Here is a 16,328-nt window from a genome sequence, read left to right on the forward strand (position 1 = left end):
GAACGGCCGAATATTACCAGGCCGCCGCGTTCGGTATTTTATCCGTCACTTTGGGATAATATTTGCAGGCGATCTCATCAAAAAACCGCAGATTATTGCGATTAAGAAGGGTATTCATCAGACCGTGATAATAAAAGTAGGCTATTTCTTTCTCAATCAGCCATAGAAATTCATTTGCCAGCATCAGCTGGGTTTTTTGCCAAATAAACGCCAGCACCTCCAGTTGATGATTCTCCGGCAAAACGATTAATTTTTTTATTAATTGAGTGACCAGTATGGTTCTTTTACGCATCGGATAATGTTCGCACTCCGCCAACATCCGGTGAAAAATCTCGGTATTACTCACCCAATTTGATTTTCCCGGCAGGTAATGGACAGAATGCATCAGTTGCGTAAACACGCCAATCCGGTATTTCGCCGGGAAACTACGCATTTTCTCCAATAAATAAGCATAGATAAAAGGATAGATTTCATGGGGTAAATAATTCAACGCTTCGCGACAAAAATGGGGCCAAAACCTCCCCTTGATGGAGAACAGACCTTTTTTCATTTTGATCGAATCAGGCCATGCCTCGACAACGCCAACTATTTTTTTGAAGATAAATGATTTTTGTTGTTCAATGTACGCTTTGAATTTATCAATAATCACCAATAGCAGGGTATACTGATCGATACAATTGAAATATGAAATAATTCCTTGGTGTTCATCTTTTCCCAAGATGAACTCCAGCGTTTCATAATGCGAATTTGCGCGCAGTCCCTGTATCACCTGCGCAAGGTGATCGGTCGTTGCGATGATGATATTGGGCGCGCGGACGACGGCATTACTGGTATTATGCACTTTGGGCGGCGAAAAGAGCACCCTGCCACCCTGCGGATTTTGGACCAAGTCCCGGTCGCGCGCCCGGGCCACCGCCTCCGGGCATGGCCCGCGGGCCCGCGTTAGCCTTGCAGCCAGGGCCGACAGGGTATTGGCGCCCGGTGAAAAAAATTTGTCCCGGCGGGTTGAAGGGCGCGAGGCCCCCTCGCCCGAGGGTCCGGGCCGCAGGGAATCGCCATAAATATGGGCATAGCCGGCAGGGTCGATTAACATCGTTTACTCCTGTGCGCATGTAACCGGCGGTGAGTTAAATCCCCAGCATCGCCGTCCGCACAGAAGTATTCTGAATATTAACTTCTTTTTCATCTGGCTTAATCGTTGTGTTGAAAAACCATTAAGTATTTTCAACCTAATATATGGGGCCGTTGATAGCCTATTGATATTTTTATCACCGGTCATCACTCTTCGTCTTCATTACCTCAGGCAACAGTTAAATCGGCTGATAATGTTTTTTTTCCATCAGGCTCCGCCCCGCCGCAACAAGTCTATTTGTTACCTTATGATCAAGCCCATGCAGTTCGACATGGGGCAGCTGGCACCGAAGTTCACGCAGGACCCTCACTCTCCCGCCCACGGCCAGGGTGAGCGCCGCCGCAAGCAATGCGTCCAATGCCGGTAACATATGCAACGGACACAGATGAAAAATATCAAGCGACAGCCCTATCAGCACAGCCTCCCTGGCCGTTCGGCCGTAGCTGCCCGCCTGCGCCAGCAGCCGCAGCATAATCCCGCCCCGGTCCCGCTGCGCCAGCAGCCTGAAATGGTAAAGGATATTGTCGGCGACCTGCTCCCGGCTGGCCGTCGATAGCGCCGGCGCCGCCAGCAACAGGTCTTTACAGGCACCGGCGAGGGCTGGGGCCGGCAGGTCCCGCAGACGATGAAGGCTCAGCGCCGGCCAGCCCTGGTTTTGCAATGAAACCGGCCAGGCCTTGATCATCAGGCTAAGACGCTGATAAATAAATTCCGCCGCCGCTTCATCCGGCGGACCGACCCGCTCGATGATACGCAAAACCGGCGCCAGCTGGCAGTGGGGAGGAAACGCGGCCAGGACGCCCGGGACAGTCTCCTTGCCCACCAGCATCACAACCCGCGGATAACCGCACCGGCGCGCCAGGCTGCCGGTCAAGATAATGCTATCCCGCTGCATTTTCAGCTGCTGATTGAGTTTTTTATTGGCGCTGGATAGCCTGAGCAGATCCCTATGGGGAAGATAACGGCCGATGTGCGCTATAAGCTCCATGGACAAGTTATCCAGGCCCGGCGGGCGGACCCCGCCGGCGCGCGCATCCGGCGTCATCCGCCCCGCCCGTGAGAATCGACCGGCGACCGCGCTGAAGCCCCGCGCCAGCGCGCCGGAAATGCAGTTTTCGGCGGCTATCGCGTTAACAGAACCCAACGAGGCGACAAATTCAGGTTCACTCGGGAAATGACAGCTTAATAACGAACGCAGCATCGCATACTCCTCTTCACGACCGGCAAGGCTTGCCCTGGCTTTTTTATCGTAATGGCAGCTATATTTACGCTGTGCGGCGGCACTTTGCATCCGGCTTGCGCGACTAAAGTTAATGCTTTAAACCACCTTGATATCGCCAGGAAAAAAGCAAAAAAAAACCGCCCGGTTTCCCGAACGGTTGATGATGACATCGGTGAGGGTATATTTGTGGCCCCCCCCTATTTCAGACGGTTTATGCCGGCGCCGACGCTAAAACGGTTTTACCCGCGGGCGGTTTATTCCAGCCACTCGGTATGGAATACGCCTTCCTTGTCGGTGCGCTTATAGGTATGCGCGCCAAAATAATCGCGCTGCGCCTGGATCAGGTTAGCCGGCAACACCGCCGCGCGGTAGCTGTCATAATAGGCAATGGCGGCCGACAGGGTCGGGGTCGGGATGCCGTGCTGCACCGCATAGGCCACCACGTCACGCAGCGCCTGCTGATAATCGTCGGCAACCTTTTTAAAGTAAGGCGCCAGCAGCAGATTGGCGATGTCCGCGTTGTCGGCATAGGCATCGGTGATTTTCTGCAGGAACTGGGCGCGAATGATGCAACCGGCACGGAAGATTTTCGCGATTTCGCCGTAGTTCAGGTTCCAGCTATTCTCTTGCGACGCGGCTTTCAGCTGTGAGAAACCCTGGGCATAAGACACGATTTTACCCAGATACAGCGCGCGACGAACTTTCTCGGTAAATTCCTTTTTATCTCCGCTGAAGGTTTGCGGCGCCGGCCCGGTCAAGACTTTAGACGCGGCCACACGCTGGTCTTTCAACGATGACAGATAACGGGCAAACACGGATTCGGTGATCAGGCTTAACGGTTCGCCCAGATCCAGCGAGCTCTGGCTGGTCCATTTGCCGGTACCCTTGTTGGCCGCTTCATCGAGGATCACGTCGACCAGGTATTTACCTTCTTCATCCTTCTTGGTGAAGATGTCTTTGGTAATGTCGATAAGATAACTGTTCAGCTCGCCTTTATTCCATTCACTAAACGTGGCGGCCAGCTCTTCATTGCTGAGGGCCAGGGCGTTCTTCAGCAGCGAATAGGCTTCCGAGATCAGCTGCATATCGCCATACTCAATGCCGTTATGCACCATTTTCACATAATGACCGGCGCCGTCCGGACCGATATAGGTCACGCAGGCTTCGCCTTCGGCGCGCGCGGCTATTTTTTCCAGGATCGGCGCCACCAGATCGTAAGCGGCTTTTTGCCCGCCGGGCATGATGGACGGGCCTTTCAGGGCCCCCTCCTCGCCGCCGGAAACGCCGGTGCCGATAAAGTTAAAACCTTCGGCGGAGAGTTCGCGGTTACGACGAATGGTGTCGCGATAAAAGGTGTTGCCGCCGTCGATCAGGATATCGCCTTTTTCCAGGTAAGGCTTCAGCGAGTCGATGGTTTTGTCGGTGCCTTCGCCGGCTTTGACCATCAGCAGGATGCGCCGCGGTTTTTCCAGCGAATTAACAAACTCTTCCAGGCTGTAATAAGGCACCAGATTCTTGTCGGCATTCTCAGCGATCACTTCTTCCGTCTTTTCGCGTGAACGGTTGAAGATGGACACGCTATACCCGCGGCTTTCAATGTTCAGCGCCAGATTGCGCCCCATTACCGCCATACCGACTACGCCGATCTGTTGTGTGGACATTAAGCAACTCCTGTCTGAAGTATGTGTCTTAAGTATGAACCACCTGTGGCCGCACGCCGGCCGCCAGGTTATAAAATGTGGATGATATGTTAACCCAGCTTTGCATCCGGCGGGTAGTGATTGGTGCGATAGGCTTCTTTACCGGCGCATTTCGGTAAATCCGGCTTAGCGGCACCCGCCTGCGAAACGTTCCTGACCGGTCCGGACTAATCCGCCGCCAGCGGCAGCTTTTCCAGGCAACGCCGGTTAAGCCGCTTACGCTGGCGGTCAAACAGCCAGCCCCATTTATTGAAATACCGGATGGCCGAGACTATATGGTAGAGCATAAAGCGCAGATCGACATACGAACGGCGCTGGGACTCATGCACCACCAGCGAATCCGGGCAATAGCAGACCCGATGCTCGGTGCTGCTCACCCGGCGGGAAAGATCCACATCCTCCAGATACATGAAGAACCGGGGATCAAACCCCTGTACATCGCGCAGCACCTCGCGGCTGATAAGCATAAAACAGCCGGAAAGCGAGGGGGCAAAAAAAGGTTTGCTGTAATCAGCCAGGCGCAGTTCATAATCATGATTTAACGAACCCGCCGAGTTGGCGAAGAACCGCCGCATAAACAGCTGGTAAGGCGCCGGCAGCAGTTTGCATCCGTGTTGCAGGCTGCCGTCGGGGTATACCACCTTCGGAATGGATAAACCCACCCCGCCGTTGAGGCTGAATTGATATAATTTATCAATTTCTCCCCGGGCAAACGCGATATCCGGGTTGCAAATCAGGATAAACGGCGCGGCATGGGAGTAACGCTCAAAAACCTGGTTATGCCCCGCCCCAAAGCCTTTGTTCTCAGGTAGCCTGATAACATCCAGTTTTTCATGTGAAAAGTCGTCAAGCCAATCACAATGGGCGCCGTTATCGACAATGACGACCTTGGTAACGCTCAGTTCGCCGAACAGCGCGGTTAACGTCTGCTTGATGTCTTGATACTGATGCTTGTAAAGCACCAGTGAAGCTATAATTTTCACTGATTGCACCAATTCTATATTTTATTAAGCAGAATATAAGTTAATGTGCTGATACTGCCCAACAATTGCTGATGATAGATGCCGGATTGTCGCATTAAGTTCAGGCGCTTGAATACATTATTATCGCGGATGGCGCTAAATGCCGCGAGGGAATCCTTCGCCGCCGGCGTCAGTTCATCCGCCAGGCGCGACAATACGGCACGATTAACATCATTCCAGCGGGCCGCGCGGCCACCGTGCGCATAATGGAAATTACGCAGCCGGCGCAAGGGTTCCATACTGTTGCCAATAACGTTTTCATCATGCTGGCGATAAAATACCGTCGGTTCGGGATCATACCTCACCCTGCCGCCGCAGCCGGTCACCAGCTGATACAACGTCCAATCATGGATAACCGGTTTAACCGGCATTATCTTCGCAAGCAGTTCCCGGGCCCGCTGGTTAAACACCATGGTATTGCCGCTGGCGATATTCTGCAGCAAGGCATTGCCGAACGACGGCGCTCGGGTATAAAGCGGGGAATATCCGATTGGTTTGCCGTTGCCGCCGATCAGGCGGGTGCGGGAGCAATACAGGGCGGGGAGGCTTGCATCGGTTAGATCCAACCATTGTACCGCCCGTTGGAGCTTATCGCTGGTCCAGGTATCATCCTGATCGGCGAACGCGTAATAGTCGGCCTGGATGGCGCTGTTGCCAATCAAAGACATAAAATTATCGCACAGGCCGGTTTGCGGCCCGGCCAGCAGGTGCCCGTCAATATCAGGGCGGGCGATAAACGCCTCTATCTGCGCAACGGTCGTATCGGTTGAACCGTCATCGGAGACCCAAAGCCGCCACGGCCGATAGGACTGACGGCTAAATGAGTCCAACTGCTGTTCGAGATAAGTTGCGCCGTTCCTGCTGGCGAGCAGGATAGCCACGGCCGCGGATTGCTTATTCATTTCTTTCCACTGGTTAAAAAAATAACGATCCAGGCCCTTGGGGGCCCTGGTTCAATATCGATCATCTAAGAATCAATCTGGGCTTTACTCAACATAATCGGCAAATTTCAGTCTCTAGTTCCCGGTGGAACCCCAGGAATCAAAGTTTTCCAGACTGGTAAAACGCTCATCGCCAAGCCATTGACCGCCGGTGGCAAAATCAGTTAATGGCCGCACCTGCTCCATTGGGCTTACCACCAGTCCGATGCGCTGTTGCAGCGCAATGAAATCGTCGAGGAAAACATCAATACCGTCATTAAGCTGATTGATGATGTTAATATGATTAGTGATATCGGCCCGGCCGCGATAATCGACGGCGGTTACCGTTGTACCCTTAAGTTTATACCCGATGACGGTAGGATGCGGCGCCGAAAAAAACAGCTCAATCACGACACGGTTTTCATATAACTTATCCACAAATGCGGGCGAGGTCGAATCGGAGGAGATCAAGGCTTTCATAACCTGACGCTCGCTGCGCCGCTGGCGTTCCAAGGTATTGGCCAGGCAGAAATAATACCCCACTACGTCGAGATCCATCAATTTGGCGATAGCCAACTCAAAGGCTTCCTGGGTACTGCCGCTCCAACCGATATCCACCAGCGCCACCTTGCCGCCGGGTTTGATATTCATGCTTTTGAGATAAACAAAAAGTCCACGCCGATTCCGCTGGCAAATCTTGAGGATTTCACCCCGGTATGCCGTAATGAATTGCGTTACCAGGGCATAGTTTTCCGGTCCGATTGTTATCCCTGGCTGAAAGCCAAGATCGGTCAATACCGATTGCAGCGGCGGCTCAAGGCCAATTCGTTCCAATAATTCAGCTGGAGTCAGGCCTTCGGCGCCGGAAATCAAGAAAGGGATGTGCTGATTAAAATTATGTACATCGATCAGCGCCAGGTTGAAGGCGATGCGCGATCCCTTAAAATAACTGAACGGCGGCAAATCGGCGCCAAAATAACGTCGCGCCACACGCTCGGGAATATGGCCATCACGTGAAACAAACAGCACATGATCAACGCCGTCCGCTTTGCTCTGCCCAGCAATCCATGACAGGAATCCCAACGTGGCCGGGGCCTGATATTTAAACCCCAGTTCCTGGAATGAATGTAAGGGAACGCTATCGGCGCTGATGGTCCGCAGCATGCCCTCGGCAAGTGAACTCATCAAAGGCAGGGATTTTCTTGCGGCCATCGGGGGAAAGGCCTGATAATGGAATGCCGCCAGCTTTCGTTCCCGTGGCCGCTGCACGTCGGACAGATAGTTATCCCCAATATGCAGTATCTCCTGCGGGGCGACGCCATAAGCGTCGACAATCAGATCAAACATCTCGCCGTAATCACGTTTGGTGGCGTTGCGATCGGCTGAGATAAACAGCGGAATATCCTTGAGATCATACTTCAGCAACACCTCGTTAAAGAAGTTGGTGCCAAAATACATATCCGATGTGATGACAACGGTTTTGCCCTGGCTTATCAATGTGGTAAAAATGCCAAACAGCGCCGCATTAGGCATGACCAGTTTTTTTTCGAGTTCGTATTCCGCTTGCATCAGCGTATCGGCAGGCACTGATGAATCGCTGTAGTTGTCGTAGATATTGCGTAAGGTAATCTCCTTTTTACCGTTTTTCACCATCTGGCGAAAAGCATCCTTCTGGGCTTTCTGGCGCAACTTACGAAAATTAGGAATACTAAACTGATTGCCGATAATATCAAAAGCATCTTCAGGATCCGCCAGCGGGCGCACAAATAGCGTGTCAAAGAAATCAAAGGAGATGATTTTTGCATTATTGATAGCCAACCATAATGCTTTCGTAGAAAAAGCATCCGGATGCGCATCATGTAACAACTCAGACTTCTGGCACACTAGTTTTGCACCTCAAAACAATATCCATTAGGGTGAAGATTAATATTGAAAAACGGGTCATACTGAAAAAAAGCGGGATGCTTATTATACAGATGAGACAATTCACGTTTTAACCTTGCCAGTTTTTCCTGATCCATATGATCAATACCGCGGGATATCGATTCATGGTGGATTAACGTCGCCCCTTGGCACACCACATTATAAAGGCCCGCTTCCACTAAGCTCATGCACACATCAACATCGTTATAAGCCACCGGGAAGGTTTCATCAAAACCACCAATACTGAGATATTTCTTACGCTCTATCATCAAGCAGGCGCCGGTCACCGCCAGCCAGTTATAATCAACCTGGTTACGCATAAAATATCCCGGGATATCTTTAGGTTGGCGCATATAGGCATGCATCGGGCCATCGTTAAGGTTCAAGACTCCCATATGCTGCAGGCTGGCGCCATCGCCATACAGGAGTTTAGCGCCCACCGCGCCGATATGGGCAAGCTGCGCATAACCAGCCATCCGCTCCAGCCAGCCGTCATGCAGCGCTTCGGTGTCGTCATTAAGCAGCAGCAGCAAATCGCCTTTGGCGTTCGCCACCCCCACGTTTATCAATTGCGAGAAGTTAAAGGGCATATCATGCCGTACCAGCTTAACCTTTTTATTCCGTTTTAGCTGATCCAGGTAAACCAGCGTGCCGGCGTCGACAGAGCCATTATCGACTATGACCAGTTCAAAATGAGCATAGCGGGTTTTAGTAAGAATCGATTCCACGCAACGTTGCAAAAACGCCTGGTTATCACGGGTAGGGATAATGATCGAAATCAGCGGATTACCCTGCGGTGCATAGTTTATCCGAAAGAAACCAGGATGATTGGGTAATGGCTCTACGATGCCGTTTAGCCCACGACGCTTTAAGGCGCTCTCGCGCACCGCCTTGGACGCCGCCAGCACATAAGGCTTAGCGGTAAGATCCGACGCACATGACGCCGGAATGATGCGCCAATGATAAAGAACCTTGGGGATATGGCTTATCTTGCTGGTTATTTCGGTCAATCGCAGGACAAAATCCCAATCCTGACAGCCATTAAACTCCCCGCGTAATCCCCCCAATTTCCTGGCGACACTTAGCCTGACGCAGGCGACGTGACAGGTATACATGGTGCCCATCATCGTATCGGGAGACCAGTCCGGCTTGAAATGCGCCTGGGAGAAACGGCCTTCCGGGGTGAGCTTATCCTCATCGCTATAGATGAAGTCGGGGTCGTCCGCGTTGATACATTTAGCCAGCTCGAATAAACAATCGTCGGTTAATTCATCGTCGTGATCGAGAAAGACAATATAATCATTGGCCGCGCGCTCGATGCCGGCATTAGTTGCGCCGGCTATGCCCTGGTTTCTATCTAAATGGATTACGCTTATGCGTGTATCATCAAACGCATCAAGCGCCGCCGCCGTCTCCTTCAAGGGGCTGGCGTCGTTAACCAGCAGCAGTTCCCAGTCCGGATACCATTGGTTACGCACCGACGAGACCATCTTTTCCAGCAGATCCAGCGGCGTATTATAGATAGGCACGATGATGGAGAATGTCGGCCGCACGGAGAATTCGCTTAGCATATCGACAAAGCGGCGTGGTTTCTCGGTGGCAATATAGTTATATTCATCCGGGCGAGCGGCGTAATGGTATTTACCATTGTCGTCGCGGCTGATATAAAGCGGGCCCATGTGATGTATATTCCCCGGCAGCGTATCACCGGTCATGACATCCGGACGAAATGAGGGATGATGTAAAAACCATCCCGGACGAATTCGCATTGCCAGCTTTAATAAGCGCCCTTTATAACGTTGCGGCGCGCGCGCGTATAGCGACTTGGCCAGTTTGCGGGCCTTGAGCTTAATCGTGCCGGGGCGAGAAACCCCAGTAGTCGCGCCGCCATGCAGTGCCTGGCTGACATTAACCTTAATCGCCTGCCCATAAATGAATGCCCCGCTAAAAATGTGGCGCGCCCTCCGGCGCAGGCCGGTGGGAATATTGCGGCCAATGATGCGTACAGGAGCGGATATTCTCCAGCTTGATGAATGCAGAATACGGTGCATATCTTGGTGTAGTATGGCGATTATCGTCGCCTGTTCGGCAATCTCCCGCTGCAGTTGCGCCAATTGCCGCTCATAATCAGCCGACCGCTCCAGATTTTGCTGAAGAGTGGCTCTATCAACCGCCTCCGCCTCATTTGCCCTTAAACGCAGAAATTCCACCGACGGCGCGCGCATCACCATCTTAAGTTCTTGCACCACTTGATTAAGTTGGTTCACATCACTTTGCTGAATTAACGCGAGGAAGCGCGCCTCCTGCGCAATAAAATCAGCCAAGTCGTTCTTGTCCAGAACAAAACCGACCTCGTTCAGCACATCAAGCGCCAGCGTCGCCAAACTGGTCTGGGTATAAAATTGACTGTAGGAGACTGAACTAATACGCAAAAATGAGTGGACTATGCCGCGAAAACCAATATACGCAATGGAAATAACCTCATGGGATACCCATTCCTGATCGAAGAAACTCAGCTCTCCGTTTTCTTGCCGAATGATATTAAACGGTAATGCATCCTGATACCCATTAGGAATGACCACATTGCGCTCATAGGCGATGGGCAAACCCGCCCGGACCAGCAAAAGATCTATCCAGCTCCGCGCCCAGTCGCCAATGTCGGACAGACGCCAGTCCGGCTGGTTGATAATATTGACCAGATCAAACCACAGGGTATCACCCCGATAAAAATCATCACGACTTGCAACATGATGGATAGCGGCGGTTAATTCATGGTCCGTGCCGCCTTTTACCGCGTGGACGGAAAGCCCACCCTCAGGTTTTATCGCGAAGGTGGTCGCCTTGCGATACCGGGGCAAACGACTGTCGGAATAGTGAAATGCCGCAATGCCGGTGGTAAGTGGCGGCGCATCATCCTGGGTGGCGACCATCAAAAATGAATTGGCCAAATCGGCGGCAAGTCCATTATGCCAGATATTATTAATGCCCTGCTCAAGGGAAAATATACTTTCCACAATCCCCTGCTGGTCTTTATGGGCACTTTCCACCGCCAACGGCGCCAGGTCCAGCGCATGGTTCTGCCACCCATGCGGGGTTACCACCGATACCGGCAGCTTATAATCAGGCAGCGGCAGATAGTCTTCGCAAAAGTTAAAACCCGCCCTGGCCAATACCGCATGGAGTTCCAGGCGGCCGAAGGTGACCACTCCGTGCTCATGGTACGAGTTATTGATGCCGTACATGGGCAGACTGACGTGATCTTCCTTGGCGCCGGCGAAATATTTGATGCCCAATTTATTTTCAATCGCCACAAACAGCTTGCCGTCGGAGGTCATGCGCGACTGGCAGGATTTCAGCAACGCTTGCTGGCCATCTGTTCCCAGAAACATACGGGCGTATTCCAACACGCCGATAAGCATTACCGCATCAAACTGCCCCAGATCGGGAATTTGATCGCTGGGCGAGCAAATCACCTCGACGTCGGGCAAATCGCGGCATCGCTCGCGCGCAATAGTGGCGCGGCGCATGCTGCCTTCCACCGAAACCACATGTGCGCCGCTTTCGCCCAGGAAGCGCGAAATGGCGCCGCAGCCGCAGCCGATCTCCAGTATCCGCTTGCCTTTAAACCAATCGCTAAACGGCCGCAACAGATTGGCGCGCAGCGAGCTGAGATGATAGGTTGAAGGCCAATCCTTCATTTTCAGAGCCAAATCGCAAGACTTCACGCTGACATCAGGCGCGTTTTTTACAACGTCAAAGATATAGTTTTCCGCTTCATCTCCGTCACTATAGGCAAATTCAGATAATTCTTCTGGCCGCCAAATCCGGTTATCCTCATCAAGAATAAAATGATGGGATGATAGAATTGAATGAATATTACTTGGTTTCAAATTTAATTCTCGCATTCAGGTCCGCCAGGCCGGTAAATGAAGTTACCGCCCCAACAGCAAGGTGGATAGAATCATAGCGACGGTCATGGGGGATAACGTCACCCTCGGTAGAACTGCTAGCGATTCCTACCGAAATAAAATAATCACCTTCATAAAGCATTACCGGCATGGTGACCGAAACAATCATTTCCTCGTTCGGCTGGGCCACGTCGGTTAATTCAACCGATTGCCATTCGGAATTGGTATTGTAAATCGTCACCCCCTCCTTGGTTTTTACGGCAAAACCAAAGATCGGGCGCACTACGGTGGCGCGAAACAGCACCCGGAAAGAAAATACAATTTCTTCATGGGGTATCAGGCTGCTCGGGTAGCTTTTGCCCGCCTGCGAAAGGTGGTAGTCCATGAACTCCGCCGCGCGATCGCCCCAACGGTATTCCGAGGGGTTATAATTCGGCCGCTCAGTATAAACGCCGTTTAATTGATCGGCGATCCCCATGGAACCATTGCTGCCATTGACCGACTGCATCTCGCGAGCCGAACGTTTCTCCTCACCCTCGATGGCAACATCTATCTGCTTCACCACCGCCTGGCGTTCGCTATTCTGGATTTTTTGTTTACCAAAAAGAATATCCAGGTAACGATTTACGATATCGCGTGGAGCCCCCTTGCTCTTCATTACACCACCATCGAGCAACATGGCGCTGTCACAATGGGTAACGATTTGTTCGGTCGCATGGGAAACAAACAGAATGGAAGTACCGTTTTGTTTAAGTTTTTTCAAGCGGGCAAAACATTTGGCCTGGAACTTGGCATCGCCAACGGCCAACGCTTCATCGACAATCAGAATTTCCGGGTCGATCTGGGCCTGGACCGCGAAGGCCAGGCGCACCAGCATTCCGCTTGAATAGGAGCGCACCGGGGAGTCGATAAACCGACCGATATCGGCAAAAGCAAGTATATCATCAAGCTTAATGTCGGTTTCCTCGCGGCTTAACCCCAACAGCGAGGCGTTAAGGTAGACATTTTCCCGGCCGGAAAAATCACTGTTAAATCCGGCGCCAAGTTCCAGCAGGGCCGCAACCCGGCCATTGACCTGCACATTTCCCCCGGTGGGGGATAATGTGCCGGCAATGATCTGCAGCAAGGTGGATTTGCCCGACCCATTCCGGCCGACAATGCCCATGGTTTGGCCACGCGGCAGTTCAAATGAGATATCTCTTAACGCCCAGAAATCTTCGTGGTAATTGCGCGGCGGTTTACCTAAATAATGATCCAGCCGAGGCACGATAAACTGTTTCAGACGGCGAGTCGGACTTTCGTAGACCTGATAGCATTTACTAATGTTATCAATCTTTATAGCCATATCGTTAAAGGACATCGGCAAATCCTTTTCGTGTTTTCTGGAACCAGGCATAACCCAACCACATCACTATCAACGCAACCAACGTATACCACCCCAGGCCGACAAAATTCGGATATTTTCCCCAGATTATGACGGCGCGCGCCTGTTCAATGATAAAGGTCAATGGATTGAGCAAAATCAGCGGGCGTACTTTTTCCGGTAACGAGGAGATAGGATAAAATACCGGTGAAAGAAACATCGCGATGGTCATAAGAATGGTAATGGTTTGTCCTACATCGCGCACAAACACGCCCAGCGACGCCAAAAACCAGCTTAGCCCCAGGGTAAGGAACACCAGTGGCAACATCACCAATGGCGTAAAGATCAATGTCCAGTGCAAATAGCCATTAAAGATAAAAAATGCGGTAACCAGCACTATCATGCTGATCATACTGTGAAACAGCACGCCGCCCAGGGAAACTATCGATAAAATCTCCAGGGGAAAAATGACCTTTTTGACATAATTGACATTGGCCAGCACCAGTGTGGGCGCGCGGGTCAATGTCTCGGCAAACAGGGTATGCATAATTAAACCGACAAATAGGATCACGGCGAAATCCGTTTTGGAATCCGTGAGTGCGCCGGCTCCCCAGCGTGCTTTGAACACCACCGAAAAAACCAGGGTATAGACCGTCAGCATAAAAATCGGATTTATGACAGACCAAAAGATGCCCATAAAGGAACCCCGGTAGCGTCCGATGATATCCCGTTTAACCATCTGGTAAATCAATTGCCGATTGTTCCATGATGTGGCAACCAAAGAAACAAACGATGTGGGTTTATCTGTATGAGGATTCATTTAAAACTCTTTAGTCGGCGGCAGTGCATGCCGCATGCCGCCGTGGTGGTTATGCTATTTTGGCCATGCAGGAATTCAGCGCCGCAGCCCAGTCCGAAGGACGGATACCGTAACGCGCTATTTTTGCGCATGACAACGTCGAATGCCCCGGACGCTGCGCCGCGGTTGGATATTGATCGGTCCCGATGCCCTTAACTATCGGCAGGGCATCAAGTAAGTCAAGGCGCGCCGCGGTAGTCATAATCTCATCGGTAAACTCTTTCCACGAAACCTCGCGGTCGCCGCAGAAATGATAAATACCGCCGTCCGCCCCGGCTATCGTCATATCGATTATCGCCTGGGCAATATCGCCGGCATACGTGGGACAACCGCGCTGGTCATCGACGATGCTCAGCGCCGCGCGCTCACGCCCGAGACGCAGCATGGTCTTGACGAAGTTATTGCCATACTCGCTGAAAACCCACGCGGTGCGGATAATAATCGATTGCGGATACTCACGCATCACGGCAATTTCGCCATCAAGCTTGGTGGCGCCATACACCCCCAGCGGATGGGTGGCATCGGTTTCCACATAAGGCGTCTTCGAGGTGCCGTCAAACACGTAATCCGTCGAGATATGAATAAACCCGGCATGGGCGCGTTTAGCCGCGCGCGCAAGATTTGCCGGCCCCCCGGCATTGATAAGCGCGGCGCGGGCGGCATCTGATTCCGCTTTATCCACCGCGGTATAGGCCGCGGCGTTAACCACAAGCCCAGGCTGGAATGCCGCCGCCACCCGGTCGACCGCGCTCGCATCGGTGATATCCAGCGTATCGCTATCAGTGGCCATGACCTGCCAACCGGCGGGAACACGATCCTGGAAACAGCGGCCCAATTGGCCGTTAGCCCCGGTAAGTAATACTTTCATCTTTAAAGATCCTTCAACAACTTGCCTAATTTGTCTTTTTCTGACAATAGGGGCTGAGTTACCGGCCACGCAATGGCAACCGCCGGATCGTTCCACAGCAGGCACTCTTCGTGCTGCGGGTTATAATAATCGGTGCATTTATATTCAAAATCGGCGACATCGGTTATCACCACAAAACCATGAGCCAGGCCCGGCGGGATCCAAAACTGTTTCTTATTTTCTTCGGAAAGCAGCACCCCTTCCCATTGGCCGTAGGTGGGGGAATCACGGCGGATATCGACCGCCACGTCAAATACTTCGCCGCGCACCACCCGGACCAGCTTGCCCTGTGGATTGGTCTTCTGGAAATGCAGGCCGCGCAGCACATTTTTTGCCGAGCGCGAGTGGTTATCCTGAACAAATTCCAAATCGATATCCAGCAATGACTGGTAGCGCCGCTTTTCAAAGGTTTCCAGAAAAAAGCCACGCGCGTCGCCAAAGACTTGAGGCTCGATGATCTTGACGCCGTCTATTTTTGTGTTAAGCACTTTCATGCATTTTTTTCCCCGGCAATTTGAATCAAATACTGGCCATACTCGGTTTTACTCATCAATCCGGCCTCTGCCAAAACCTGCTGTTTATTTAGCCAGCCCTTATTAAAAGCAATTTCTTCCAGGCAAGCGACTTTAAAACCTTGCCTTTTTTCGATGGTATGAATAAACACCGAGGCTTCAATCAAGCTTTCATGGGTGCCGGTATCCAGCCAGGCAAAGCCGCGCCCCAGCAGCTCGACGTTTAATTGGTTTTGTTTTAGATACATCTCATTAAGCGAGGTAATCTCCAGCTCGCCGCGAGAAGAGGGCTTTACCCGCTTCGCCATTTCCACGACCTGTTCATCGTAGAAATAAAGCCCGGTGACCGCCCACTCGGATTTCGGCTTGAGCGGCTTCTCCTCCAGCGATAACACCCGGAACTGGTCGTCAAACTCCACGACGCCAAAACGCTCGGGATCGACGACATGATAACCAAATACCGTTGCGCCCGTGGTACGGGCCGCCACGGTTTCAAGCTTGGCGCCGAAGCTCTGGCCAAAATAGACATTGTCCCCCAGCACCAGCGCGCAGCGATCGCCGTCGATAAATTTCTCGCCGATGATAAACGCCTGGGCCAGGCCATCGGGACTGGGCTGGATTTCATAAGAAAAATTAACGCCAAACCGGCTGCCGTCGCCAAGCAAACGCTGGAACGAAGGCATATCCTCCGGGGTGGAAATAATTAAAATATCGCGTATCCCGGCCAGCATTAATACCGAGATCGGGTAATAAATCATGGGCTTATCATACAGGGGCAGCAGTTGCTTGGAGACCCCGCGGGTAATCGGATACAGGCGCGTGCCCGTACCGCCGGCCAATACAATACCTTTCATAAGATG

The 16,328-nt window shown here is 52.1% G+C and carries 12 protein-coding genes; all 12 read right to left on the minus strand.

The features are described 5' to 3' along the window. Positions 1-13 precede the first annotated feature (13 nt). The 12 genes from GRH90_RS05980 to rfbA all read right to left on the minus strand — a co-directional run bounded on the left by GRH90_RS05980 (position 14) and on the right by rfbA (position 16,322). Entirely contained in the window at positions 14-1,093 is a 1,080-nt protein-coding gene (locus GRH90_RS05980; protein ID WP_162365011.1) for a hypothetical protein, read from the minus strand. Between the two features lie 217 nt (positions 1,094-1,310). Beyond that, positions 1,311-2,423 carry an F-box protein gene (locus tag GRH90_RS05985; RefSeq protein WP_162365012.1) on the minus strand — a complete coding sequence of 371 codons (1,113 nt, stop codon included), beginning with the start codon at positions 2,421-2,423 and terminating at the stop codon, positions 1,311-1,313. A gap of 185 nt (positions 2,424-2,608) precedes the next feature. Beyond that, entirely contained in the window at positions 2,609-4,015 is a 1,407-nt protein-coding gene (gnd, locus tag GRH90_RS05990; RefSeq protein WP_162365013.1) for an NADP-dependent phosphogluconate dehydrogenase, read from the minus strand. Between the two features lie 206 nt (positions 4,016-4,221). Then, the gene (locus GRH90_RS05995; protein WP_162365014.1) at positions 4,222-5,037 is read right to left on the minus strand and encodes a glycosyltransferase; all 816 of its coding nucleotides are present in this window, start codon (positions 5,035-5,037) and stop codon (positions 4,222-4,224) included. 14 nt (positions 5,038-5,051) lie between these two features. Then, positions 5,052-5,978 carry a glycosyltransferase family 2 protein gene (locus GRH90_RS06000; RefSeq protein ID WP_162365015.1) on the minus strand — a complete coding sequence of 309 codons (927 nt, stop codon included), beginning with the start codon at positions 5,976-5,978 and terminating at the stop codon, positions 5,052-5,054. Positions 5,979-6,092: 114 nt separating this feature from the next. Further along, positions 6,093-7,814 carry an HAD family hydrolase gene (locus GRH90_RS06005; protein ID WP_162365016.1) on the minus strand — a complete coding sequence of 574 codons (1,722 nt, stop codon included), beginning with the start codon at positions 7,812-7,814 and terminating at the stop codon, positions 6,093-6,095. 65 nt (positions 7,815-7,879) lie between these two features. Then, the gene (locus tag GRH90_RS06010; RefSeq protein ID WP_218586221.1) at positions 7,880-11,617 is read right to left on the minus strand and encodes a glycosyltransferase; all 3,738 of its coding nucleotides are present in this window, start codon (positions 11,615-11,617) and stop codon (positions 7,880-7,882) included. Between the two features lie 178 nt (positions 11,618-11,795). Next, positions 11,796-13,187, minus strand: a complete 1,392-nt coding sequence (locus tag GRH90_RS06015; protein WP_162365017.1) for an ABC transporter ATP-binding protein — start codon at positions 13,185-13,187, stop codon at positions 11,796-11,798. Then, positions 13,177-14,010 carry an ABC transporter permease gene (locus GRH90_RS06020; protein WP_162365018.1) on the minus strand — a complete coding sequence of 278 codons (834 nt, stop codon included), beginning with the start codon at positions 14,008-14,010 and terminating at the stop codon, positions 13,177-13,179. Before GRH90_RS06020 ends, GRH90_RS06015 begins: the two co-directional genes overlap by 11 nt. Positions 14,011-14,059: 49 nt before the next feature. Beyond that, the gene (rfbD, locus tag GRH90_RS06025; protein WP_162365019.1) at positions 14,060-14,917 is read right to left on the minus strand and encodes a dTDP-4-dehydrorhamnose reductase; all 858 of its coding nucleotides are present in this window, start codon (positions 14,915-14,917) and stop codon (positions 14,060-14,062) included. A 2-nt stretch (positions 14,918-14,919) separates the two neighbouring features. After that, a complete protein-coding gene (gene rfbC, locus GRH90_RS06030) occupies positions 14,920-15,450 on the minus strand; it encodes a dTDP-4-dehydrorhamnose 3,5-epimerase (protein WP_162365020.1) in 531 nt (176 codons plus the stop codon). Continuing rightward, positions 15,447-16,322, minus strand: a complete 876-nt coding sequence (gene rfbA / locus GRH90_RS06035) for a glucose-1-phosphate thymidylyltransferase RfbA (protein ID WP_162365021.1) — start codon at positions 16,320-16,322, stop codon at positions 15,447-15,449. Before rfbA ends, rfbC begins: the two co-directional genes overlap by 4 nt. Positions 16,323-16,328: the final 6 nt, after the last annotated feature.

The organism is Acerihabitans arboris (assembly GCF_010131535.1).
GTDB lineage: Bacteria > Pseudomonadota > Gammaproteobacteria > Enterobacterales > Enterobacteriaceae > Acerihabitans > Acerihabitans arboris.

Excerpts from the sequence above, each read along its gene's own strand:
- GRH90_RS05980 (WP_162365011.1), bottom strand. The coding sequence starts at position 1,093 with ATGTTAATCGACCCTGCCGGCTATGCCCATATTTATGGCGATTCCCTG.
- GRH90_RS05985 (WP_162365012.1), bottom strand. The coding sequence starts at position 2,423 with ATGCAAAGTGCCGCCGCACAGCGTAAATATAGCTGCCATTACGATAAA.
- gnd (WP_162365013.1), bottom strand. The coding sequence starts at position 4,015 with ATGTCCACACAACAGATCGGCGTAGTCGGTATGGCGGTAATGGGGCGC.
- GRH90_RS06000 (WP_162365015.1), bottom strand. The coding sequence starts at position 5,978 with ATGAATAAGCAATCCGCGGCCGTGGCTATCCTGCTCGCCAGCAGGAAC.
- GRH90_RS06010 (WP_218586221.1), bottom strand. The coding sequence starts at position 11,617 with ATGAAGGATTGGCCTTCAACCTATCATCTCAGCTCGCTGCGCGCCAAT.
- GRH90_RS06015 (WP_162365017.1), bottom strand. The coding sequence starts at position 13,187 with ATGTCCTTTAACGATATGGCTATAAAGATTGATAACATTAGTAAATGC.
- GRH90_RS06020 (WP_162365018.1), bottom strand. The coding sequence starts at position 14,010 with ATGAATCCTCATACAGATAAACCCACATCGTTTGTTTCTTTGGTTGCC.
- rfbD (WP_162365019.1), bottom strand. The coding sequence starts at position 14,917 with ATGAAAGTATTACTTACCGGGGCTAACGGCCAATTGGGCCGCTGTTTC.
- rfbC (WP_162365020.1), bottom strand. The coding sequence starts at position 15,450 with ATGAAAGTGCTTAACACAAAAATAGACGGCGTCAAGATCATCGAGCCT.
- rfbA (WP_162365021.1), bottom strand. The coding sequence starts at position 16,322 with ATGAAAGGTATTGTATTGGCCGGCGGTACGGGCACGCGCCTGTATCCG.